21 protein-coding genes and 2 pseudogenes are annotated in these 22,915 nt (G+C 36.1%); 17 read left to right on the top strand and 6 right to left on the bottom strand.

Going from position 1 to position 22,915, the window contains the following annotated elements:
• Positions 1 to 304 precede the first annotated feature (304 nt).
• Positions 305 to 904 (top strand): nitroreductase family protein, encoded by a 600-nt coding sequence (locus NLJ82_RS16000; RefSeq protein WP_000158947.1) that lies wholly within the window; start codon positions 305 to 307, stop codon positions 902 to 904.
• Positions 905 to 1,463: 559 nt separating this feature from the next.
• Positions 1,464 to 2,258 (top strand): SDR family NAD(P)-dependent oxidoreductase, encoded by a 795-nt coding sequence (locus NLJ82_RS15995; RefSeq protein WP_000551093.1) that lies wholly within the window; start codon positions 1,464 to 1,466, stop codon positions 2,256 to 2,258.
• 250 nt (positions 2,259 to 2,508) lie between these two features.
• On the opposite strand, the gene NLJ82_RS15990 is transcribed toward NLJ82_RS15995, so the two are convergent.
• On the bottom strand, positions 2,509 to 3,504 hold the full coding sequence (locus NLJ82_RS15990) for a zinc-dependent alcohol dehydrogenase family protein (RefSeq protein WP_000647262.1): 996 nt from the start codon (positions 3,502 to 3,504) through the stop codon (positions 2,509 to 2,511).
• Between the two features lie 105 nt (positions 3,505 to 3,609).
• Here NLJ82_RS15990 and NLJ82_RS15985 point away from each other — a divergent pair, with 105 nt between their 5' ends.
• The 11 genes and pseudogenes from NLJ82_RS15985 (at position 3,610) to NLJ82_RS15935 (ending at position 15,261) form a co-directional block, all read left to right on the top strand.
• On the top strand, positions 3,610 to 3,789 hold the full coding sequence (locus NLJ82_RS15985; RefSeq protein WP_000534221.1) for a hypothetical protein: 180 nt from the start codon (positions 3,610 to 3,612) through the stop codon (positions 3,787 to 3,789).
• 134 nt (positions 3,790 to 3,923) lie between these two features.
• Positions 3,924 to 4,877: an LLM class oxidoreductase gene (locus NLJ82_RS15980; protein WP_000410330.1), complete on the top strand. Its 954-nt coding sequence runs from the start codon at positions 3,924 to 3,926 to the stop codon at positions 4,875 to 4,877.
• Between the two features lie 13 nt (positions 4,878 to 4,890).
• A pseudogene (locus tag NLJ82_RS15975) lies at positions 4,891 to 5,019 on the top strand (alcohol dehydrogenase catalytic domain-containing protein); the annotation flags it as partial.
• Positions 5,007 to 5,159, top strand: a pseudogene (locus tag NLJ82_RS15970) (glucose-6-phosphate dehydrogenase); the annotation flags it as partial. The pseudogenes NLJ82_RS15975 and NLJ82_RS15970, both read left to right, overlap by 13 nt.
• A gap of 350 nt (positions 5,160 to 5,509) precedes the next feature.
• Positions 5,510 to 6,994 (top strand): glucose-6-phosphate dehydrogenase, encoded by a 1,485-nt coding sequence (gene zwf / locus NLJ82_RS15965; RefSeq protein ID WP_000445343.1) that lies wholly within the window; start codon positions 5,510 to 5,512, stop codon positions 6,992 to 6,994.
• A gap of 39 nt (positions 6,995 to 7,033) precedes the next feature.
• Complete coding sequence (gene tkt / locus NLJ82_RS15960; protein WP_000193037.1) at positions 7,034 to 9,028, top strand: transketolase; 1,995 nt, start codon at positions 7,034 to 7,036, stop codon at positions 9,026 to 9,028.
• A gap of 112 nt (positions 9,029 to 9,140) precedes the next feature.
• Complete coding sequence (gnd, locus tag NLJ82_RS15955; RefSeq protein WP_001195910.1) at positions 9,141 to 10,034, top strand: phosphogluconate dehydrogenase (NAD(+)-dependent, decarboxylating); 894 nt, start codon at positions 9,141 to 9,143, stop codon at positions 10,032 to 10,034.
• A 51-nt stretch (positions 10,035 to 10,085) separates the two neighbouring features.
• The gene (gene fsa / locus NLJ82_RS15950) at positions 10,086 to 10,754 is read left to right on the top strand and encodes a fructose-6-phosphate aldolase (RefSeq protein ID WP_000667676.1); all 669 of its coding nucleotides are present in this window, start codon (positions 10,086 to 10,088) and stop codon (positions 10,752 to 10,754) included.
• 396 nt (positions 10,755 to 11,150) lie between these two features.
• Positions 11,151 to 12,476, top strand: coding sequence for a gluconate permease GntP (gntP, locus tag NLJ82_RS15945; RefSeq protein ID WP_001057633.1), 1,326 nt, complete (start codon positions 11,151 to 11,153; stop codon positions 12,474 to 12,476).
• A gap of 55 nt (positions 12,477 to 12,531) precedes the next feature.
• Positions 12,532 to 14,073 (top strand): gluconokinase, encoded by a 1,542-nt coding sequence (gene gntK, locus NLJ82_RS15940; protein WP_000254934.1) that lies wholly within the window; start codon positions 12,532 to 12,534, stop codon positions 14,071 to 14,073.
• A gap of 126 nt (positions 14,074 to 14,199) precedes the next feature.
• The gene (locus NLJ82_RS15935; RefSeq protein ID WP_431831806.1) at positions 14,200 to 15,261 is read left to right on the top strand and encodes a lactonase family protein; all 1,062 of its coding nucleotides are present in this window, start codon (positions 14,200 to 14,202) and stop codon (positions 15,259 to 15,261) included.
• A gap of 182 nt (positions 15,262 to 15,443) precedes the next feature.
• Here NLJ82_RS15935 and NLJ82_RS15930 read toward each other — a convergent pair whose 3' ends face one another.
• A complete protein-coding gene (locus NLJ82_RS15930) occupies positions 15,444 to 15,620 on the bottom strand; it encodes a DUF1272 domain-containing protein (protein WP_001207874.1) in 177 nt (58 codons plus the stop codon).
• A 195-nt stretch (positions 15,621 to 15,815) separates the two neighbouring features.
• On the opposite strand from NLJ82_RS15930, the gene NLJ82_RS15925 reads away from it, so the two are divergent.
• Both NLJ82_RS15925 and NLJ82_RS15920 read left to right on the top strand, forming a co-directional pair.
• Positions 15,816 to 16,637 carry a pentapeptide repeat-containing protein gene (locus NLJ82_RS15925; RefSeq protein ID WP_000181421.1) on the top strand — a complete coding sequence of 274 codons (822 nt, stop codon included), beginning with the start codon at positions 15,816 to 15,818 and terminating at the stop codon, positions 16,635 to 16,637.
• 19 nt (positions 16,638 to 16,656) lie between these two features.
• The gene (locus tag NLJ82_RS15920) at positions 16,657 to 17,196 is read left to right on the top strand and encodes a hypothetical protein (RefSeq protein ID WP_000350932.1); all 540 of its coding nucleotides are present in this window, start codon (positions 16,657 to 16,659) and stop codon (positions 17,194 to 17,196) included.
• A gap of 125 nt (positions 17,197 to 17,321) precedes the next feature.
• Here NLJ82_RS15920 and NLJ82_RS15915 read toward each other — a convergent pair whose 3' ends face one another.
• Positions 17,322 to 18,338, bottom strand: a complete 1,017-nt coding sequence (locus NLJ82_RS15915) for a Gfo/Idh/MocA family protein (protein WP_001263665.1) — start codon at positions 18,336 to 18,338, stop codon at positions 17,322 to 17,324.
• Positions 18,339 to 18,497: 159 nt separating this feature from the next.
• Positions 18,498 to 19,382 carry a DMT family transporter gene (locus NLJ82_RS15910; RefSeq protein ID WP_001250045.1) on the bottom strand — a complete coding sequence of 295 codons (885 nt, stop codon included), beginning with the start codon at positions 19,380 to 19,382 and terminating at the stop codon, positions 18,498 to 18,500.
• A gap of 202 nt (positions 19,383 to 19,584) precedes the next feature.
• On the opposite strand from NLJ82_RS15910, the gene NLJ82_RS15905 reads away from it, so the two are divergent.
• Together NLJ82_RS15905 and NLJ82_RS15900 are read left to right on the top strand one after the other, a co-directional pair.
• Complete coding sequence (locus NLJ82_RS15905; RefSeq protein ID WP_000875285.1) at positions 19,585 to 19,935, top strand: SH3 domain-containing protein; 351 nt, start codon at positions 19,585 to 19,587, stop codon at positions 19,933 to 19,935.
• 63 nt (positions 19,936 to 19,998) lie between these two features.
• Positions 19,999 to 20,796, top strand: coding sequence for a glycosyltransferase family 2 protein (locus NLJ82_RS15900; RefSeq protein WP_000797328.1), 798 nt, complete (start codon positions 19,999 to 20,001; stop codon positions 20,794 to 20,796).
• Here the strand turns inward: NLJ82_RS15900 and NLJ82_RS15895 are convergent.
• Both NLJ82_RS15895 and NLJ82_RS15890 read right to left on the bottom strand, forming a co-directional pair.
• On the bottom strand, positions 20,765 to 21,688 hold the full coding sequence (locus NLJ82_RS15895; RefSeq protein WP_000723102.1) for an NAD-dependent epimerase/dehydratase family protein: 924 nt from the start codon (positions 21,686 to 21,688) through the stop codon (positions 20,765 to 20,767). The two genes, NLJ82_RS15900 and NLJ82_RS15895, sit on opposite strands and share 32 nt — an antisense overlap.
• On the bottom strand, positions 21,685 to 22,908 hold the full coding sequence (locus NLJ82_RS15890) for a class I SAM-dependent methyltransferase (protein ID WP_000435749.1): 1,224 nt from the start codon (positions 22,906 to 22,908) through the stop codon (positions 21,685 to 21,687). The genes NLJ82_RS15895 and NLJ82_RS15890 overlap by 4 nt, the downstream gene beginning before the upstream one ends.
• Between the last annotated feature and the right edge of the window lie 7 nt (positions 22,909 to 22,915).

Here is a 22,915-nt window from a genome sequence, read left to right as displayed (position 1 = left end):
TATTCGTGTTACCTGGCTTTTTGACTATCAATTTAAGGTTATTTTCATATTTGTGTAAATATGAAACAAGCAGGATACATGAATAGAGAATGGGTAAAATAATACCGAATGATCACTAGATTGTATCAATGATGCTATAAGAATTTTTTTAGGTAAACTGAAGCAATAAGCAGTGGTTTAGATTCAGAATGACTGGCAATTGGTGTTATGGAGTTCAATGGTTCAAAAATGAACTCATTTCAACTCATATTATCTTCGCAATGTAACATTTTGAAGAATATTAAAACTTAGGAGGAATTGAATTATGACAAAAGATTTCTATACTGCATTGAAAGAAAGACGTACTTACTATGGGATTAATAAAGAGGTACAAGTATCAGATGAAAAAATTAAAGAAATCGTGGAGTTTGCTGTGAAATATACTCCATCCGCTTTCAATTCTCAAACTGCGCGATTAGTTGTATTATTTGGTGAAGCTCATAATAAATTATGGGATATTACAACTGAAACATTAAGAAAAGTAGTTGGAGATGGAGATTTTTCAGGAACGCAACAAAAAATGGACTCTTTTAAAGCTGGTTATGGAACAGTACTATTCTTTGAAGATGAAGCTATTGTTAAATCGCTTCAAGAAAAATTTGCTGCATATGCTGAAAACTTCCCAATTTGGTCACACCAAGCATCAGGTATGCACCAATTAGTCGTGTGGACAGGTTTAGAAGCAGAGGGGTTAGGGGCATCTTTACAACATTATAATCCATTAATCGACGATGAGGTAAAACAAGAATGGAATGTTCCTTCTAATTGGAAACTAATTGCACAAATGCCATTTGGTAATCCAACAGCTGCACCAGGAGAAAAAGAATTCCAACCGCTTGAAGAGCGTGTGAAATTTCATAAGTAATAAACGTTATTCATAAGGAATGAGTAAAAAGATCCTAGTTATGAATTCCATCACAAATGTAGCAATATGTATATTAAAAAACACGAAGACTTTAAAGTCTTCGTGTTTTTTTGTTCATGTTTGAAAGTGATAAAGGAGTATGATGGTTTTTAGTTAATTAGGATAAAAATAATCCTATAACTGTATGTAAGAATGTGTGATTTTACAACCTTTTCTATGATAAAAAAGATACTACTTTAGCAAATATAAAGAGTTAGAAATTATAGTTTATAGGGCACTTTTTTGTTCCTATGGAACTTTAAAGTGCGTAATTTTCTTTATCGTTAATATATATCATAATGGTATTTATTAGTTGGTTTTAGCTTTACTCTGCTGTTGATGTGATTTTTTAATTCCGTACAGAGTGCAATAGCTACATAATTTTCGTTTATACTCTTTTGAAAAAAGGGTGGATCAGCTTATTTTCTGTTAAAGATAAGAGAAATGAACCACAATATAAACGTAATTATTTATTCCAACGTAAGTCAATCATGTAGCACATGAATTTGGAGGGATCTATATGCATATGCAATTAAAAGGGAAAACAGCACTGGTTACTGGATCTACGGCAGGCATTGGAAAAGCAATTGCCACTTCATTAGTAGCGGAAGGAGCTACTGTACTTATTAATGGACGCCGTGAAGAAAATGTTAATCAAACGATAAACGAAATTCGAGCGCAGTATCCTGATGCCATTCTTCAACCTGTAGTAGCTGATTTAGGAACAGAACAAGGGTGCCAAAATGTGATTGAAAAGTACCCTGAAGTAGACATTCTTATTAACAACTTAGGAATTTTTGAACCTGTAGAATATTTTGATATCCGTGATGAAGATTGGTTTAAATTGTTTGAAGTCAATATTATGAGTGGTGTTCGACTTACTCGCTCGTACTTGAAAAAAATGATTGAAAGAAAAGAAGGAAGAGTTATCTTTATTGCTAGCGAAGCAGCTATTATGCCATCTCAAGAAATGGCTCATTATAGTGCGACTAAAACGATGCAACTCTCACTTTCTCGTAGTTTAGCTGAGCTGACGACAGGAACGAATGTGACTGTTAATACTATCATGCCTGGTTCGACTTTAACGGAAGGAGTGGAGACTATGTTAAATAGTCTTTATCCTAATGAGCAATTGACAATAGAAGAAGCTGAGAAGCGATTTATGAAAGAAAATCGACCAACCTCTATTATTCAAAGACTTATTCGACCAGAAGAAATTGCCAATCTTGTCACTTTCTTAAGCAGCCCACTATCTTCAGCGATTAATGGTTCCGCGTTGCGAATAGACGGGGGATTAGTACGTAGTGTATTTTAATAAATTAAAAACAACATAGTATACTGTTGAAGATAAGATGGTAAGACAAATAAGTTGTATTTTACTCATTAATAGAAATATACAAAAAGCAAATTGTGATAAGAAAACAGCCGGATTTTCTACTATAAGAAAAATTCGGCTGTTCTTTTTTACTTGTTGTAAAGGATGGAAAGCTTTTAGCGTTGTGGCATTTCTTAAGAAAAAGATAAGACGAAGCAATCCCGCTGTTATTTGTATTATTTAGTGAAAGTTACCAAACGTTTTTCAACACTATTTTCCCAATTGCTTTATTTGATTCCAAATATTCATGTGCTTGTGCAATTTCATCAAACGTAAAAGTTTTCGAATCTAGCAATGGGCGAAGTTTTCCTTCTTCTACTATTTGCGTTAGTTTATTTAAAATTTCCCCACAAGCGTCACGTTTATCTGTATGTAATATTTTTAACGCCATAAAAGTAACGTGCAGAGAAAGTCCTTTTGCGTGTAAAGGAGAGAGGTCATGGGTTGAACGAGTTGCAATTGTTACGACAGTTCCATTGACTGCAGCAGCTTCGAAAGAGTTATCGAGATTTTTGCCACCTACTGTATCAAATATAACTTCAAATCCGTTGCCATTCGTATGTTTTTGCACATATTCTTGAACAGATTCTTCTTTATAGTTAATAGCTACGTCAGCTCCGAGACGATGGGCTATTTCTATTTTGCTTTGCTGAGAAGCGGTTGTAAAAACTTTAGCACCAGCCCATTTAGCTAGTTGAATGGCTATGTGTCCTACGCCACCAGTAGCTCCATGAATGAGAACATTTTGACCAGGTTTAATATTTGCACGATCAAATAAAGATTCCCAAGCTGTAATTGCCACTAATGGTAGAGCAGCTGCTTCTTCCATTGTTATATTGTTAGGTTTGTGAGCAATTAATCGCGTATCAGCAAGCATAAACTCTGCAAGTGCACCACCAGTTTCTTTAAAACCTCCGGCACATCCGTATACTTCATCGCCAGCTTTGAATTTCGAAACACCTTCTCCTACTTCAATAACAATACCAGCTACATCGCCATGTAATATAGCTGGAAACTCAGGAGCGACTGCTGAAACGGCACCACTACGCATTTTCGTATCGATTGGATTTACACTTGTTGCTTTTACATCGATTAGAACATGACCTGATAAAAGTTTTGGTTTTGAAACTTCTTCTAATTGAAATACAGATGAATCCCCAAAAGAATGGATAATTTGTGCTTTCATAGTTTATACCTCCTGTTTATGGTTATAGCATAGCAAAGTACGAAAAATAAGTATAATATTTTGAATTTGGTTAGTGAGCATTTTATATAAAGAAGAGGAAAGTACATGGGATCATGTAACGTACTTGCAAAAGCAACTGTAAAGTTTTTTGAAGAAAGGATAGATGTTATTTTTGCAGCACGATTTATTCATTATGTTTATTACTACTTACTTAGTATAGGTACTTTTAAGTGCCTACATCACTTTAAAGTACGTACTGTTATTCATGTTATGGCCGATTTATAATAACACTCGTAGCACAAAGAAAGTTATAACGATGACAATCGGCAACAATGTGGTGTTGCAGTATTGCTTATGAATTTTGAGAAGAAATATGAAAAGTATAGATTTATATGAATAAAGGAAAGTGAGTGAAACACATGGAAAAGTTTGCGAATCATTTTGGATATAATCGTATGTTTGCGAAAGATCAGCTTACATTAGGAGTTCACATTCCGATTGAAAATTATCAGTTCCATGCTCCAACGATGGAAAAACAAGTAGAGTTAGTACAAAAAGCAGAACAATATGGTTTTACAGGTGTATGGCTTCGCGATGTTTTACTGCAAGACCCTGACTTTGGTGATCCTGCAACAGGTCAAATTTACGATATGATGATTTATTTAACGTATTTAGCAAGTAAAACAGAGAAAATCGCATTTGGAACGTCGGCAACCGTATTGTCACTTCGTCATCCATTGCGTGTAGCAAAAGAAATTGCTACATTAGATCAACTATTTCCAGAAAGAATTATGCTTGGCGTTTCATCCGGTGACAGACGTGCCGATTTCAAGGCGTTAGGTGTTAGTCATGAAACGCGAGGTGAAAAGTTTAGAGAAGCGTTTGCTTACTTGGAAGAGATTTTGTATAAAAACTTCCCGTCTATCCAGTCGACACTAGGAGAAGTGCATGGAGCAAATTTAGTTCCAAAACCGTCTAAACGTGTTCCAACCTTTATTACAGGTTTTAGTCAGCAAAATATGGATTGGTTCGCTGAACATGGTGATGGATGGATGTACTACCCACGTAGTCCAGTGCATCAGGCAGCAGCAATTGGACAATGGAGAGAACTAGTAGAGGATTATTATCCAGATGTATTTAAACCATTTATCCAACCGATGCATTTAGACTTATCTGAAGATCCAAATGAACGTCCTACACCGATACGTTTAGGTTACCGTACAGGGCGTAAGGCACTAATTGAATTACTTGATATATATAAAAGTATTGGTGTAAATCATTTATTCCTTGCTCTATTTGATGGTCAACGTCCAGCTGACGAAGTATTGGATGAGCTAGGAGAAGAAGTACTACCTCATTTCCCAGCATTGTAAAGGAGTGAAAAGAATGAAAGCGATAGGACTTATGCAATATGGAGATAAAAGCGTACTACAAGAGATTGAAATGCAGACACCGCTATTGGGAGACAACGATGTACTGATTGAAGTATATGCAGCTGGTGTAAATCCCGTGGATTGTGGGCTACAAAAGGATTGAACCGTCTTATTATAGAGAAGCCTTTTGGTCATCATGTAACGTCTGCTCACGAGTTTAACGAAAAATTAATTGAAGATTTTGATGAAACTGATATTTTTTATATCGATCATTATCTTTGAAAATGAGTGGTAACTAAGGATAAACTTAGAAAAGTATTACGAAATAAATAGTATGTAATGTAAGACATTTTTATTGACGATAATAATTTATGTGGTTAATATACTAGACATAAGATTATTTAATTACTAAAAGTAATTTAATATATATTTTTTTGTAAAGTGTTATAAATAAGTAAGTCGTGGTAGAAACGCTTTGAATTGCCACTATTAATATTGGGGACAATTAGAAAGCGAAAGGTATAAAAAGAATTGGAATTTGATAACTCTTTGTTTTTTATAAAAACATGAGCTTCTGTACAATTCATTTTTAATATATTGACCAGAATTATACAACAAGAGGGGGACTGAAATTGGAATCAATGACCTTTGTTTTATTTGGAGCGACAGGGGACCTAGCGAAACGCAAAATTTACCCCGCACTATATAACTTATATAGAGATCAAAAGCTTCCAAAGCAAATATCCGTTATCGGGCTTGGGAGACGTGAAGTATCTCATGTAGATTTTCAAAAAAGAATAAAAGAATCAATAGAGACGTTTTCTCGTCATAGAGAAGAAGGTACTCCAGAACTCGAAGGTTTTTTAGATAATTTTCGCTATTGTCCATTAGATGTGAGTAAGCCGGAAGACTATGAGAGATTATTACAAGTCGTTCGTGAAAGGGAAGAAGAACTACATATAAAAGGGAATAGAATGTTCTATCTTTCCGTTGCTCCTGAATTTTTTGAGACAATCGCTTTAAATATTAAGGAAAGCGGACTTGATAAAACGGATGGATGGAAACGCCTAATGATTGAGAAACCGTTCGGACACGACCTTACATCTGCTCGTGAGCTGAATGATAAGCTTAGTCGCACGTTTGAAGAAGACGAGATATACCGTATTGATCATTATTTAGGTAAGCCGATGATTCAAAACCTTGAAGCACTAGAGTTTGCAAATCCTGTTTTACAATCGATTTGGAATAAAGAACATATAGCGAATGTACAAATCACAGCGAGTGAAACAGTTGGGGTTGAAGAAAGGGCAGGATATTATGATCAGGCAGGAGCCATTCGAGATATGGTTCAAAATCATATGTTACAAATATTAATGATGACTGCTATGAATTTGCCGGAAAAGGTTAATGCATGTGAAATTCGAGAGGAAAAGCGAAAGGTAATGGAGGCGCTTCGTAAAGTGAAAAAAGAAGACGTTCAAAACCATATCATTCGCGGACAATATGGTGCAGGTGAGATAAATGGCGGGCAAGTTGTAGCATATAAAGAGGAGCCAGGAGTAAATCCTTCTTCTAATATAGACACATTTGTCGCTGCTCGCTTGTGGATCGATAATCCATTTTGGACTGGCGTTCCCTTTTATATACGAACAGGCAAACGAATGAAAGAAAAGTCTACTCGTATTGTAATCGAATTTAAAAATACGTTAAAACAGCAATATCAAGATAGTAATCCAAATGCAGCACCTAACTTGTTAATAATTGAAATTAGCCCAGGTGAGAACGTTTCATTACAGTTAAATAGTAAAAATCCATTGAAAAATGGAGAAATTGAACCGATCCGTATTAACTTTACTTGTGAGCAAGCGGATGTGGGAGTACCTGAAGCGTATGAAAGACTCATTCACGATGCTGTGAGTGGAGACGCTACATTCTTTGCACATTGGAGAGAAGTTGAATTGTCATGGGAATGGGTACAACCAATTCTTGAAGCATTCGAGGAAAACTTATTACCACTTCATGAATATGAGTCTGGTTCATATGGTCCAGAGGCATCTAATGAATTATTGCAAGAAAGTGGATTTAAATGGTGGTTAGATCAAGAAACGAAAAAATAAGTACTTTCTTTCATGAAAGCATGTAGGGGGACGATTACTATGACACAAAACATAAATCAATTAGCAGTGAATACAATTCGTACGTTATCAATTGATGCTATTAATGCGGCAAATTCAGGTCATCCAGGTCTTCCGATGGGAGCAGCGCCAATGGCTTATGCATTATGGGCGAATCATTTAAATCATAATCCTAATCATCCAAAATGGTTTAACCGTGATCGCTTCGTTTTATCGGCGGGACATGGATCTAGCTTATTATATAGCCTACTTCATTTAGCTGGATATGACGTTTCAATTGATGACTTGAAAAACTTCAGAAAGTTAAATAGTAAAACACCAGGTCATCCTGAGTTTGGTCACACTTCTGGAGTTGAAGCGACGACAGGACCGTTAGGACAAGGGATTGCCAATGCTGTCGGAATGGCAATGGCAGAAGCGCATTTAGCGGCGAAGTTCAATAAGGGTGGTCACTCTATTATTGATCACAATACGTACGCTTTAGTTGGAGACGGTGATTTAATGGAAGGTGTCGCTTATGAAGCGATGTCAATGGCAGGACATATGAAACTTGGCAAGTTAATTGTGCTGTATGATTCAAATGAAATTTCACTTGATGGTGAATTAAACATTGCTTTCTCTGAAGATATGCAGAAAAGAGTAGAATCTGCACATTGGCAATATGTAAGAGTTGAAGATGGAAACGATGTTGATGCGATTACAAAAGCGATTCAATTAGCGAAAGATAATACGGACCAACCTACTCTTATAGAAATTAGAACCATTATAGGTTACGGAAGTCCAAAAGTTGCTGGAACGAACAAAGCACATGGTAATCCGCTTGGAGTAGAAGAAGCGACAGCGACAAAACAAGTGTATGGTTGGCATTATGAAGAAGACTTCTTTGTACCTGAAGAAGTAACAGCTCATTTTAATGAACTGAAACAAAAAGGTATTGAAAAAGAAAATGGCTGGAATGAGCAGTTCAACTTATACAGAGAGTCAAACCCTGCACTAGCAGATGAATTAGAAAAAGCGATTACAGGTGAAGTTTTAATCGAAGCGAAAGACATTTTATCCTTCGATACTGAAAAAACGATTTCAACTCGTGTTGCAAGTGGGGGAGCTATTAATCATTATGTGAAATCGATTCCTTCTATTTTCGGTGGAAGTGCGGATCTTTCTCATTCTACGATGACAGATATAAAAGGTGAAGCAGTGTATGCAGTAGAATCGTATGCTGGCCGAAATATATACTTCGGTGTACGTGAACATGCAATGGGCGCGGCAGCGAATGGACTGGCTCTTCATGGAGGAGTAAAACCGTTCGTGAGTACATTCTTTGTATTTAATGACTATCTTCGTCCATCTATTCGACTGGCTGCATTGCAAAAGTTACCTGTTACGTACGTATTTACACATGATTCGATTGCTGTAGGAGAAGATGGTCCAACGCATGAACCTATTGAACATTTAGCAGCTCTTCGGGCAATTCCTGGTTTAACAGTTATCCGTCCGTCAGATGCAAATGAAACAGCAAGTGCGTGGGCATATGCTTTACAGCAAACGGAAGGTCCGGTCGTTTTAGTACTGAGCCGTCAAAATTTACCGGTATTTAATGAAACGAAAGCGAACATAGAGAATCTTTCTAAAGGAGCTTACGTATTAACACAAACGAATGAAAATCCAGATGTGATTTTAATTGCGACAGGTTCTGAAGTTTCTTTAGCTGCTAGTGCGAAAGCGAAATTAGAAGAAGATCAAGTTTCTGTTCGTATCGTTGCAATGCCAAGCTGGGAGTTATTCGATCGTCAATCGAACGAATATAAAGAATCCGTTCTTCCGTCTTCTGTAACGAAACGAGTATCTCTTGAGATGGGTGTATCTCTCGGGTGGGAGCGTTATGTAGGACAAGAAGGAAAAGTACTATCAATTGAAACATTTGGAGCTTCAGGCACTGGAGCTGAAGTCATGAATCTATTTGGATTTACGACAGAAAATGTTGTTCAAATTACAAAAAATGTGTTGAATTCTTAAGCTATGACTGTGAATACCTTTCTGTACATACTAACATTTCAGTGCTGAAAGGTATTCCAGATTGTAGTGATATGAATTTTTAATAAAAGATAATTTGAGGAGGAATTATATTATGCAAGTAGGATTAATTGGGTTAGGTAAAATGGGATTAAATTTAGGGAAAAATTTAATGGATCATAAACATGAAGTAGCAGCATTTGATTTAAATGCAAGTGCAGTGGAAGAAATGAAAGAGTACGGGGCTACAGGTACATCTAGTTTAAGTGAACTTGTTCAGTCATTACAATCACCAAGAATTCTTTGGGTTATGGTACCACACGCTGTTGTTGATTCTGTTATTGATGAGATTACACCCCTTTTATCAAAAGGAGATATTTTAATTGAAGCAGGTAATTCACATTATAAAGAGTCTATCCGCCGATATGAGCAATTAAAGAAAGATGGTATTCACTTTATGGATGCAGGAACTTCTGGCGGAATGGAAGGCGCTCGTAATGGTGCTTGTTACATGATCGGAGGAGATCAAGAAGCTTGGGATATCGTTGAACCTATCTTCCGAGATACTGCTGTAGAAAATGGATTCTTATATGCTGGAAAAGCTGGTAGTGGTCACTTCTTAAAAATGGTTCACAACGGAATTGAATACGGTATGATGGCTGCTATTGGTGAAGGATTTGAGATTCTAGAGAAAAGTGAATTTGACTACGATTATGAAAAAGTATCAAGAGTATGGAACAACGGTTCAGTAATCCGTTCATGGTTAATGGAATTAACTGAAAATGCATTTTCTAAAGATGCAAAACTGGATGAAATTAAGGGTGTTATGCATTCTTCTGGTGAAGGAAAATGGACAGTAGAAACAGCATTAGACCTTCAAACAGCAACTCCTGTTATCGCAATGTCGTTATTAATGCGCTACCGCTCATTAGACAATGATACATTTACAGGAAAAGTAGTAGCAGCTCTGCGCAATGAATTTGGCGGACATGCAGTAGAAAAGAAATAAACATCTTAAAAATTTAACTCATTAACGTTTAAAAAATGGAGGGAATGAATCATGAAATTTTTTATTGATACTGCAAATCTTGAGGACATAAAAAAAGCATATAAACTTGGAGTTTTAGCTGGTGTTACAACGAATCCTTCTTTAGTAGCAAAAGAGGGGATTAAATTTGAAGACCGTATCGCAGAAATTTGTCAGGCAGTTCCTAAAGTTGAATCTGTTTCGGCAGAAGTAACGCCAGATGCTGTGACGGCTGAAGAAATGATTGCTCAAGCAGAAGAGTTGATTAAGATTAATGGCGGCGATGAGAAAGTTACAATAAAACTTCCAATGACGTTAGCAGGATTAGAAGCTTGTCGCTATCTTACTGAAAAAGGTGTGAAAACGAACGTTACACTTATTTTCACTGTGAACCAAGCACTTTTAGCTGCTCGAGCAGGTGCAACGTATGTTTCTCCATTTTTAGGACGTTTAGATGATATTTCTGAAGATGGCGTATTATTAGTTGCTAAAATTGCTGAATTATTCGATGTTCACCAATTAGATACACAAATTATTGCGGCTTCTGTTAGACATCCAGATCATGTAACTCGTGTAGCGATGGCAGGTGCTCACATTGCAACAATCCCTTATAAAGTAATTGAACAACTTGCTATGCACCCATTAACAGATCAAGGTATTGAGAAGTTTGCTGCGGATTGGGCGAAAGCTCCTAAATTATAATGTATAAAAGTGAAGGGGCTTGCTGAAAATTGCTTTTCATGAGAGGACAAATCCTAAGTAACTTCATCGTTTAAACTGGATCCCGAGTTTGTAGTCTTACTATGTGAAAACAGCAAGAGAAGAAAGCGTCATTCACTTTTAAAAAAGGAAAATTTGCTTACGCGAAGCGTTTATCACAATGACATTATAATTATGAAAGAGAAATCCCCTTATCAGAGAGATGAGTTAAAGTATATCTCTGATAAGGGAGATTCTTTTTGTATAAATCATTATGATGTGAGGATGCTTTTAAGTGCATATCAATATGTAAAGCTATCTTTTACTCAAGTAAGAACTATATAGGTTCTTTTCATTATATAGCATTTTTGAAAGGGTTTACATAAAGGGGGATTAAGTATGAATATGTACCTTTTAATGATTACATTATTATCAATTGTAATTGTTATTTTAGGGGTTTCGTGGTGGAGATGGCATGCGTTTATTAGTTTAACGGTTGCAAGTTTGTTTTTAGCAATTATGTCTGGAATGCCAATGGATAAAATAGTGAGTGCTTATGAAACGGGAGTTGGGAGTGTTCTCGGGCATTTAGTAGGTATTTTAGTTTTAGGTACAATTTTAGGGAAAATGATGGCAGAGTCAGGTGCTGGAATGCAAGTGGCAGAGTTCTTTATTAAATCCTTTGGGATAAAAAACTTACCGTGGGCTATGTTAATTGCAGGTTTTATTATTGGAATTCCGGTGTTTTTTGAAGTAGGTATTTTAATATTGTTGCCGTTAGTAATTTCAATTCATAAAACTACGAAACAAAATATTTTATTGATAGCGTTACCAGCAATTGCTGGGCTATCTGTCGTACATGGCCTAGTTCCTCCGCATCCAGGGGCAATCGTTGCAATTGGTATTTATAAAGCGAACCTTGGGAAGGTACTATTGTATTCACTCATTATTACATTTTTTGCAGCGATTATTGCAGGTCCTATATTCGCTAAATGGATTCACAAACGTGTAATTCCTGAAAATGAGCCAGAATTGATTCGTGTAAATACAAAATCAACGAAATTACCAGGAATAGGAGTTTCATTTTTAGTCATATTGTTACCAGTTATGTTAATGGTTTTAGCTGCATCGGCTCCTTATGTTCCACTTTCTACTACTTTGATGAAGATTATCACATTAATCGGTAGTCCTATCATTGCGCTTTTGATTGCATGTTTTGCAGCGTTTTATTTTCTTGGATTTCGTCAAGGTATCGATAAAAAGGCTATTAAGAAGGTAACAGAAGATAGCTTATTACCAATCGGTTCAATCGTTGCGATTATTGGTGCCGGCGGGGGATTTAAGCAAATTCTTATCGATAGTGGTGTAGGGAATGCTATTGCTCAAATGTCTGAGCATTTAGCACTATCTCCAATTATATTAGCATTTATGGTAGCTGGATTAATTCGAATTGCGACAGGGTCAGCGACAGTCGCCTTAACAACAGCAGCGGGTATCGTTTCGCCAATCGTTGAAAATACGACAGGTGTGAATTTAGAATTACTCGTCATTGCAACGGGTGCAGGAGCATTAATGTTTTCTCACGTAAACGATGCTGGGTTCTGGATGGTAAAAGAATACCTAGGTTTAACAGTGAAAGAAACATTTAAAACATGGACGGTATTAGAAACATTACTTTCATTTATCGCTTTTGGAGGAGTTTTACTACTCGATATGTTTGTTTAAAATAAGGATGTTTTTATAGTGGGATACTGTAGTAATTTTTTGTTAGGAGGAAGAAATGGTGAGTTCAAAATATATGATTGGTGTAGACATTGGGACAACTAGTACAAAATCAGTTCTATTTTCTACGGATGGATCTGTTATTGCAAGTCATGGAATTGAATATCCTTTATATTCTCCTACGCCGGAAACAGCAGAACAAGACCCAGAAGAAATTTTTCGTGCAGTAATACATACGATTAAAGAAACTGTACAGTCAAGTAGTGTACAGCCGCATGATATTCTTTGTGTTTCTTTTAGTTCGGCAATGCATAGTATCATTGCTGTAGATGAGAAGGGAAAGCCGTTAACGAGATGTATTACTTGGGCAGATAATAGAAGTGCAAGCTGGGCAGAGAAAATAAAGAATGATATGAATGGTCATGAAATTTATTTGCGGACTGGGACACCAATTCATCCGATGTCACCACTTTCGAAATTAGTTTGGTTACAGAATGAACAGGCAGAATTGTTCGCAAAAAGTTATAAATTTATTTCTATTAAAGAGTATGTTTTTTATAAGTTATATAAGGAGTATGTAATTGATTATTCTATAGCATCAGCAACAGGGATGTTTAATTTGGAATCTTTAAAATGGGATGAAGAGGCTTTACATATTGCGGGAATTACAGATGACAAGCTTTCTAAACTCGTTCCAACAACGCACAGTTTAACAGGATTAGATGAAGAGCTTGCCAAAGAGATGAATGTACTTGTTTCTACGCCTTTTGTAGTAGGAGCGAGTGATGGAGTCCTATCCAATTTAGGTGTAAATGCAATAGATCCTGGCGTTGTTGCTGTGACAATTGGTACAAGCGGTGCGATACGTGCTGTAACAAATCGTCCTGTAACAGATCCAAAAGGTAGAATTTTTTGTTACGCCTTAACTGAAGAACATTGGGTAATTGGTGGACCAGTTAATAACGGTGGTATGATTTTCAGATGGGCTCGTGATCAATTAGGCACTTCAGAGATTGAGCTTGCGAAGCGTTTAGGAAAAGATCCATATGAAGTGCTTACTGAAATAGCAGCAAAAGTGAGTCCGGGGTCCGACGGTTTATTATTTCACCCGTATTTAGCAGGAGAAAGAGCTCCTTTATGGAATGCAAATGCGCGAGGATCTTTCTTTGGACTTGGATTGCATCATAAGAAAGAACATCTTATCCGTGCTGTTTTAGAAGGAGTAATTTATAATTTATACACCGTTCTTCTCGCTTTAAAAGAACTCATTGGTGAACCGAAAAAAATTCAAGCGACAGGTGGTTTTGCAAGATCGGAACTTTGGAGACAGATGATGGCAGATATTTTCCATCAAGACGTATATGTTCCGGAAAGTTTTGAAAGCTCTTGCTTAGGAGCAGCAATCCTCGGTTTATATAGTTTAGGTGAAGTAGATACGTTGCATGTAGTTTCTGAAATGGTAGGGGCGAATTTCCACCATGAACCAAACATGGAAAGTGTAGAAAAGTATAAAGATTTAACACCAATCTATATTCGTCTGTCTCGTCAATTGGAAGAAGAATATGAAAGTATAGCAGCGTACCAAAAAAAGTGGGTTTAAAAGCTATTTAACAAGAAAATATGGTAACGTATAAAGAGGTACTCTAATTTTTTAGGATACTCTTTCAACATAAAACATTATAGGAAGTAAGATGAATGAAGAATATAGGGAGAGAGGGTTATGAAAATGAAGGATAATAAAGAGTTTATTGGATATGTTGGAACTTACACGAAAGAAAAAAGTGAAGGAATATATAAGTTTATTTTAGACACGGAAGCAAAGAAAATTAGTAATGTAACACTTGCGGCCAAGCTGGATAATCCTACATATGTAACGATTAACCGAAAGAATGAATATCTCTATTCCGTTGTTAAGGAAGGAGAATCTGGTGGTGTAGCTGCTCATTCGATTGATAGTAAAACTGGAGAGCTAAAGGAGAAAAATAGACAAGTGGTAGAAGGGGCTTCTCCTTGTCATGTGAGTGTTGATAGTGGGACTCACACGGTAGTTACAGCAAATTATCATAAAGGAACGATTGAGTCTTTCGCAGTAAATGAAGAAGATGGATCTGTAAATCCTGCGACCTCTATTATAACGCATAAAGGTTCAGGTCTGAATAAAGAAAACCAAGAGAAACCACATGCGCATTACGCAGGATATACGCCTGATGAAAAATATGTGGTAGGTGTTGATTTAGGGATAGATAAAATAATTACGTATGAAATAAAAGATAGTGTATTAAAAGAAGTGAATAGCTTGGCTGTAAATACAGGAAGTGGTCCGAGACATATTACTTTTCATCCGAATGGAAAGTATGCGTATGTGATGACGGAGCTTAGTTCAGAGGTTATTGTGTTAACATATAATCCGGCAGAAGGAGCTTTTACAGAAGTACAGTATATTTCTACTATTCCTGCCGCGTTTGATGAAAATAATCAAGGAAGTGCGATTCATATTTCTTCTGACGGCCAGTTTGTATATGCAGGCAATCGTGGTCATAATAGTATCGCTGTTTTCAGTGTGGATCAAAACTCAGGTGAGCTTACATTTGTGGAACACACATCTACAGAAGGAAATTGGCCAAGAGACTTTGTATTAGATCCTACTGAAAAGTTCCTTATTGCTTCAAATGAAAAGTCGCATAATCTTGTGCTATTTTCAAGAAATGAATCTACAGGTGAGCTAACTCTTTTACAATCTGACGTTGTTGTGCCGGAGCCTGTTTGTGTTAAGTTTTTAAATGTTTAAGTTGTGTTGAAGCTGAATGCATGCAGAGGTGTCGTTATTTGTCGGTAAGTCGATATCCTTTGTCGAAACGTCGATATATTGAAAAAATCGTTGATATAATTGAATTTGTGTTCGATATATTTGAAAAATCGTTGATATAATTTCATATGCCTAAAAAAAGCAAAGCGATATCGCTTTGCTTTTTACTGTTTCTTTTTCGGTCTACGTACTAACTCGCCGCCGCAGTTTGGGCAAACGTTATGTCTTTCTTCTGTACATGGTGCACAAAATGTACATTCATATACGCAAATGTATGCTTCAGAATCTTGCTCCAGCGATTGATCGCAAATTTGACAGTTTGTTTTCATTTGTAGTGCCATAGTAACTCTCCTTTTAGTTTGAATATTTATAATTTAATTATAATTCAATAGGCAGAGTTAGTCCTTTTCAATTGAAAGGAAATAGAATGATAAAGTTATGATTTGAAATGAAAGACGCTCGTTTATTTTTAAATTGATTATTTCATGCAGTTAGAATATTATGAAATAGTCAAAAGACAACAGGGGGTATACATTTTGACTAATCATAACGATCATTTAAAAGCAAACTGTGAAAAATGCTTCGGTTTATGTTGTGTGGCGTTACCGTTCGCAGCGTCAGTAGATTTTGCAGTGAATAAAGATGGTGGTAAACCATGTTCCAATTTACAATCAGATTTTAAATGCAGCATACATAAAAATCTTCGTGAAAAAGGTTATAAAGGTTGTACAGTATTTGAGTGTTTCGGCGCTGGACAGAAGATTTCTCAAGTTACATTTAACGGGATTGATTGGCGGAAAGATGCTAAGCATGCGAGAAAAATGTATGATGCTTTTCCAGTTATGCATCAGCTCCATGAAATGCTTTGGTATTTGAATGAGGCGATTCTTTTAAAGGCAACACAGCCAATTCATAAAGAGTTGAAGACCGCAATTGAGGAGACAGAGCGACTTTCGAATTTAAATCCAGATGAGTTAATGAAAATAAATGTTCCAATGCATAGGGCAGAGGTGAACATTCTTCTTTTAGAAACGAGCGAACTAGTATGGAAAGAAATGAATACTGCGCGTAAGAAACGAATCATACACCGCGGCGCAGATCTTATGGGAGCAAACCTGAAAAAGAAAAATTTACAAGGGGCGAATTTAAGAGGAGCATATTTAATTGCGGCAAACTTAAATGGTGCAAACTTACGAGGGGCGGATCTCATTGGAGCAGATTTACGAGATGCAGATATTCGTGGGGCTGATTTTACAAATAGTATTTTTCTGACGCAAGTTCAAGTTAATGCGGCAAGAGGGGACAAACATACGAAATTACCGAAATTATTGTCTCGTCCATCGCATTGGAGTGCGTAAAGAGTGAGGAGTATTTAGTGTGGACATATTTCAGTATTTAGAAGAGATGCAAGAGGATGTCTTTTCGTTAGCAGTAGAGCAAATAGAAGCGAAGTATTATGATATTTGTTGCATGTTGGCGTCTAAGGGTTATGCAGAGAGAATTAAAGCAATTCATTTAGGAGCATATGAGGAAAGTATTCGACTAACATTGTATGAAGTTATACAAATTGCTACTAGTGAAGAGGCAAAAGCAATTTATTTTGAATATGATCTTGATAATGAATGGGATAGTCAGTTTTATATTTGTGAAGAGTATTTTTCGCTGGAAGAAGAGGATGATGATTGGGCTTCTGAATGGACATATGAGGTTGAAGGACCGAAGTCTATAGAATTAGCAGATGTGTATGCTAAGAATGGCTTTGATATAAATGAAAAAGCAATTGGTATAAATTTGTATTTAATTGCTAGAACGGTATGTAGTTTTATGAGTGCTTATAGTGAAGTGCAAAGAAATATACCGATTTGTATTGGTTTTCACGATCAGGACCCAATTATACGAATTGGCAAAGATACTTAATGGTAAAAAGACTCCGGAAATTTTAAACCCTAAAACAAGAATACCCCGTCCTATATTTAGAACGGGGGTAAAATAAAGTTATTGAATTGTGATCTAAGATACTTTCATTTTATTGAATAATAAATTTAATTTGACAGTACGTTATCTATAATTATTTGATTTTCATGCCCATCTACAATGGTTGGTAAATCCTTGTCTGATTTATTAAAAATAATATTCTCGTAAACTTTATCTAAAAAAGGATAAAATGCTGGATAATAAGCTTTTGCCTCTGGCGATAAAGGTGGGATGGTTTGGGTATATGTTTCAATTTTTATTTCTTCTAGGCTTTCACTTGCTTTGCCAAAAAACAGTGTTTTATCATCAATTAAGTTAATGGTTCCAAGACTTCCAAATACTTTTAAGTTTGAACCAAATCCGTGATGAATTCCTGAGATAAGTTGAATTGAAAAGGTACAATTTCCTTCTATTTTACCATGAATAAAAAAGGCATCATCAGAGTCTCTAAGTTCTCCTGGACCTTCTGGGACGTGGGTGTGTATGAAACCATTGATAGTTATAATTTCGTACTGAATAAGCCATCTAAGACAATCGATCATATGTGTTCCTAGAGCGCCTAACATTCCACCAAACTTCTGCTTTTCTCCCATCCACCCTCTTTTGTTAGTTTGAAGTTTTTGGTATTGAGAGGCAGAAATATGATATTCAAAATGAAGGATGTCACCAACTTCGCTTATAAGTTCTTTGACCTTTTGGCGAGCAGGATGATATCGCCATTCAAAATCAATAAATACCTTTGCGTTAGTATCCTTAGATAACATGAGCAACTCTTCTGATTCCCCACTATTCATTGTAAAAGGTTTCTCACACACTACATTTATATCTCTGCTTAATGCGTATTTAACCATTTCAAAATGATAAATCGGAAGAGAACTAACAAATACAAGGTCCAACTCTTCTAAATCTAACATTTTGGTCCAGTCTGTATAATGAACTGGAGAATCGTCTGCAGTTGATAAATTTTTTGGCACTTGATGACGTATCATTGTGCTAATAGCAGAAACATTCATCTTAGGATGAGTATTTATTATAGGTGCTTGAACTGCTAAACCAAAGCCACCTCCTATGATTCCTACTCTCATCGCTTAGCCTCCCTATAATTACTGATTCCATAACTCCTCTGTTTTCTGCAATATTGTAAAAAATTAATGCGTGTTTTTCTATTGCCTTCGTTATTCCAGAACATGATTAGCGTTTTTTTATGACATTATTATCTCTATAAATTAATCTCTGCCTATTTTTCATTTCTTTTCAAAAGTAGTAATAAAAACACTACATATAATAAGAATACCACCAATAAAAAAGTTACTATTTAATGTCTCATTTAATAAGAGCCAACCAAGCAATGACCCAATAATAGGTTGGCAGAAGAAAAATAACGAGCCGATGCTTGCATCTATTAATTCTAATCCTTTATTCCAAAGGAAAAAGGCACCTGCCGTTGAGACGATTCCTAAATAAAGTACGCCTAATATTACATATAGGGTCATATGTTCAATTGGGTTTGATTGAAATTCCCATACCATAAAAGGTGTAATAAAAAAGAGTGAAAAGAATATAGCGTACGTTGTAATCACTAAAGATGAAAATCGAGCTGAAGCAATTTTTACATAAATAGATAGTAAAGCCCACGTAATAGCTGCCCCGACTAATATGATTGTACCGATAAAATAGGAGCCAATTTCAATATCCCATCCGATTACGATAATGACACCGATTGTCGCTATGATGGTAGATAGTAATCTACGAGCGGTTAGTTTTTCTTTTAAAATGATTGCTGCAAATATAACGATAAATGCAGGTGTAGCTGATGTTACTAAAGATCCTGTATGAGCGTCGGATAATTTTGTTCCGATAAATTGACAAGTGATCGAAATGAAATATCCGATAAATCCAATCCAAGCGAATAATAGCCAATCTTTTTTACGAATGGTTACTGTTTTCTTTTGTTTTTTCTCAGTAATTTTTAAAATCATATACAAAACAACAAAAGCAATGATAAAGCGTAGCCAAACGAGTGTTAGTGGTGGGATAAAGTCGAGTACATATTTGCTAACAACATACATACCGCCCCATATACTAGCTGCTAGCGATAAACATATAGCTCCTAAAATTGTTTGTCTCATGTAAAGTACCTCCGTCTATTTTTAGGGTATGATGAGTTCCCTAAGACGAGGCATAGTGCACGTGCTATATGAATGCCCGTCTTAGTTTATAGACGGCCTACTGGTTGATCGTTTTCGAATGAAGTGTTGTAGTACATGTGTATTCCCCCTTCTTAAGTTATAATGATATTATAACTTAATTTTCTGATTATTGGAGGCTGTTATGAAATATATCGTGATAAAATCACATGTTAGCAATTATCCTAATCCAATTCGTTTAGAAGAGGGGGATGTAGTGAAAATGATAGAGAGTTACGCTGGTCCTGAAAATTGGGAAAACTGGATGTTTTGTCACGAAGAGAAATATGACCGGAAAGGATGGGTTCCGGAGCAAATTATAAGAAAAGATATGAATGGAACAGGAATTATTATAAAACAATATACTGCGAAAGAATTAAATGTGAGTATTGGAGAAAGAGTGATTGCATTAGAAGAATTAAATGGATGGATTTGGTGTGAAAAAACAGGTGGTGAGGATGGCTGGGTACCAAAGGAAAACTTACAAAAATATTAGTAATACGATTTGGTTATTAATATAGGAAACATATTTTTAGTTTATGAGTATATTGGTTGTAGGATGAAAAATAGATTAATAGAGAAAGAGGAGATTATTATAACTACAACCGTTATTTCTCATTTTTATAATGAAGAGTATTTATTACCGTGGTGGCTTGCTCATCATACGAAACTGTTTGATCATGGTATTTTAATTAATAAAGGCTCAACAGATCGTTCGGTGGAGATTTGTAAGAAATTCGCACCGCATTGGGAAGTGCGAGATTCTGTAAATCCAGAGTTTGATGCATATGCGACGGATCATGAAGTGATGAGGGTAGAACAAGAAATACAAGGATGGAAAATGATTTTAAATACGACTGAGTTTCTTTGTGTGCAAGATAAAAATCAGTTTTGGAAATCACTAAATGAATTGGGAGGGAGGATGTATTGGCTAGAAGGGCTTATTATGGTTGATGATCCTAACTACAGTTATCCGGACCTTAACTTTGGACTCCCTTTAATGAAACAGCGATTTCATGGTTATTTACCAGAAGATTGGCCGTTGTGGAGAAGAGGTAGATTTATTCATAATCATGAACACGGAAGTTATACAGTTGGAAGACATTTATCCGCGCATGAATCTATGATTTATCCGCCTCTTGCTTGTATATTATGGTTTGGATTTAGTCCGTGGAACGATGCGATGAGAAAGAGAAAGTTACAAATTGGTCCGACTCTTTCTGAAGCTAGTAAGCATGGGGGAATGGGGACGCATCATATTATTACGCCGGAAAGATTAGAAGAATGGTATAAGGAATTAGCGAGAGGAACGAAGGATTTACGTTTTAGTGATGCGTACCGTTATGTTTTTGTATAAATGATTCCCACCATGAAATTGTTTCTTCGATTCCTGTATTTAGATCGTATGTCGGTTTCCAGTTTACTTCAGTTTTTAAACGTTCTACATTAACGCCGACAAATAAAGGTTCATCTTTAGAGAAAGGTATTGCACCTAGTTTAATTAGATGTTCTTTTCCTATCTTTTTAGCGATGATAGAAGCTAACTCTTTAATTTGTACAGATTGACCAGAAGCGATATTGATTGTGTCTGTAACGTCATGTTCTAATACTGTTATGAGAGCATCAGCGACGTCGCTCACATGGAGGAAATCTCTTGATTGTTTTCCATGTGTACATAGTGCTTCCTCATTTTTTAATAAAGAAGTGATGATGTTAGAAACGAGTCGATTCCCTTGTTCGTGAGGGCCATACATATGAAAAATGCGGCCCCAACACATGCTGAGACCGGTTTGCTTGGCGTACGTTTGGAGCCAGGAGTGTAGTGCATTTTTACATAATGAATACGGGATTTTATAAGAAAGAAGCGGTGAATCTTCAAACAATACACCGTTAAACCATTCATACTCTGCGCCAGTACCGGCAACGACGACTCGCTTTCCGCCGCATGTTGTGAAGTGTTGGATCAATGAGATACTGGATGTAAGCCAATAGTAATTATTAATGGATACGTAGCATGCTGGAGGCACTGCTTCCCAAGCTAAATGAATGAGATGACTAGGCTTCATGTCGTAAATGAGTTTTTTTACTTCTTCATCGCAAAGTAAGTTGACTTTATGCCAATGGCAAGAAAGATGGGAAGGCTTATTTGTATTGTAAGTGGCGTGCACTTCATAGCCCTTTTGAATAAGAGAATGTACAACATATTTACCAATCCATCCGCTACCGCCTGTTACAAGGATTTTTTTCATGGCTCAATTACCTCAACTTCTGGTATTGTTACTAAAAATTTGCCGCCCCACTCACGAATGAAAGAGCATTCTTTCATAATCTCGTCTTTTAAATTCCAAGGAAGTATAAGAATGTAATCAGGTTTTGTACGTTTTATTTCTTCTGGAGATTTTATTGGAATGCGGGTTCCTGGTAGAAGGAGATTTTGTTTATGAGGGTTTTTATCTACTGTATAAGCTAGAAATTCTTTTCCTATCCCGCAATAATTTAAAAGGGTGTTTCCTTTAGCTGGCGCACCGTAACCGATAATTTGTTTGTTTAAAGCTTTCGCTTCGATAAAAAACTGTAAAATATTTATTTTCAATTGTTCGATGCGTTTAGAAAAAAGGAGATAACAGTCTAATGTATTTAGCCCGTGATCCACTTCTTTTTGGATTAATTTTGTAACACTAGAATGGATAGTTGATTCGTCACTATGATGTTTTACAAAAATACGTAAGGAACCACCGTGCGTTGCAAGTTCTTCTACATCGACAATTTGTAAATAATGGTGAGATAAAACTTTTTGCAGGCTTATAAGTGAGAAATAGGAGAAGTGCTCATGGTATATCGTATCAAACTGTTTAAAGGATATGAGATTTAATAAGTGCGGGAATTCAATTGTTATTGTTCCGTCTTGTTTTAATAACGTTTTTAAACCTGCCACAAAATCATGTAAGTTCGGAACGTGTGCTAATACGTTATTAGCAATGATTAAATCTGCTTGCGGTAATTTTTTTGCTAAGTCGTTGCTGAAAAAATTCACTTCAGTAGGAATTCCTTTTTGGATAGCGATTTCTGCTACATTTTTTGCTGGTTCAATTCCTAACGTTTCGATATGTTCTTTTTGAAAGTATTGTAATAAGTACCCATCGTTACTCGCGATTTCAACCACCTTTGAATGTTTCTTTAAGTGGAAGCGCTTAATCGCCATTTCTACATATTGTTTAGCATGCAGTAGCCAGCTTGATGAGTAAGAGCTAAAGTATAAATAGTCATGAAAAATATTGTGCGGAGATTCAAATTCATCTAATTGTACGAGTAAACAAGAGTGACAAACAAATGTGTGCAATGGATAAAATGGTTCCATTTTATATGAGTTTTCTGGAGAAACAAATGAGTTAGCGAGAGGAGAAACACCTAAATCTAAAAAAGTGTTGCTGAGTAATGAGTGGCAAAAACGGCATTTTTTCTGTTCCATTTTATAG

It is taken from the genome of Bacillus paranthracis, from assembly GCF_024296885.1.
In the GTDB taxonomy this organism is placed as follows: domain Bacteria; phylum Bacillota; class Bacilli; order Bacillales; family Bacillaceae_G; genus Bacillus_A; species Bacillus_A paranthracis.
Note: the sequence above shows the minus strand (reverse complement) of the source record. Positions and strands in the feature narration are given on the sequence as shown.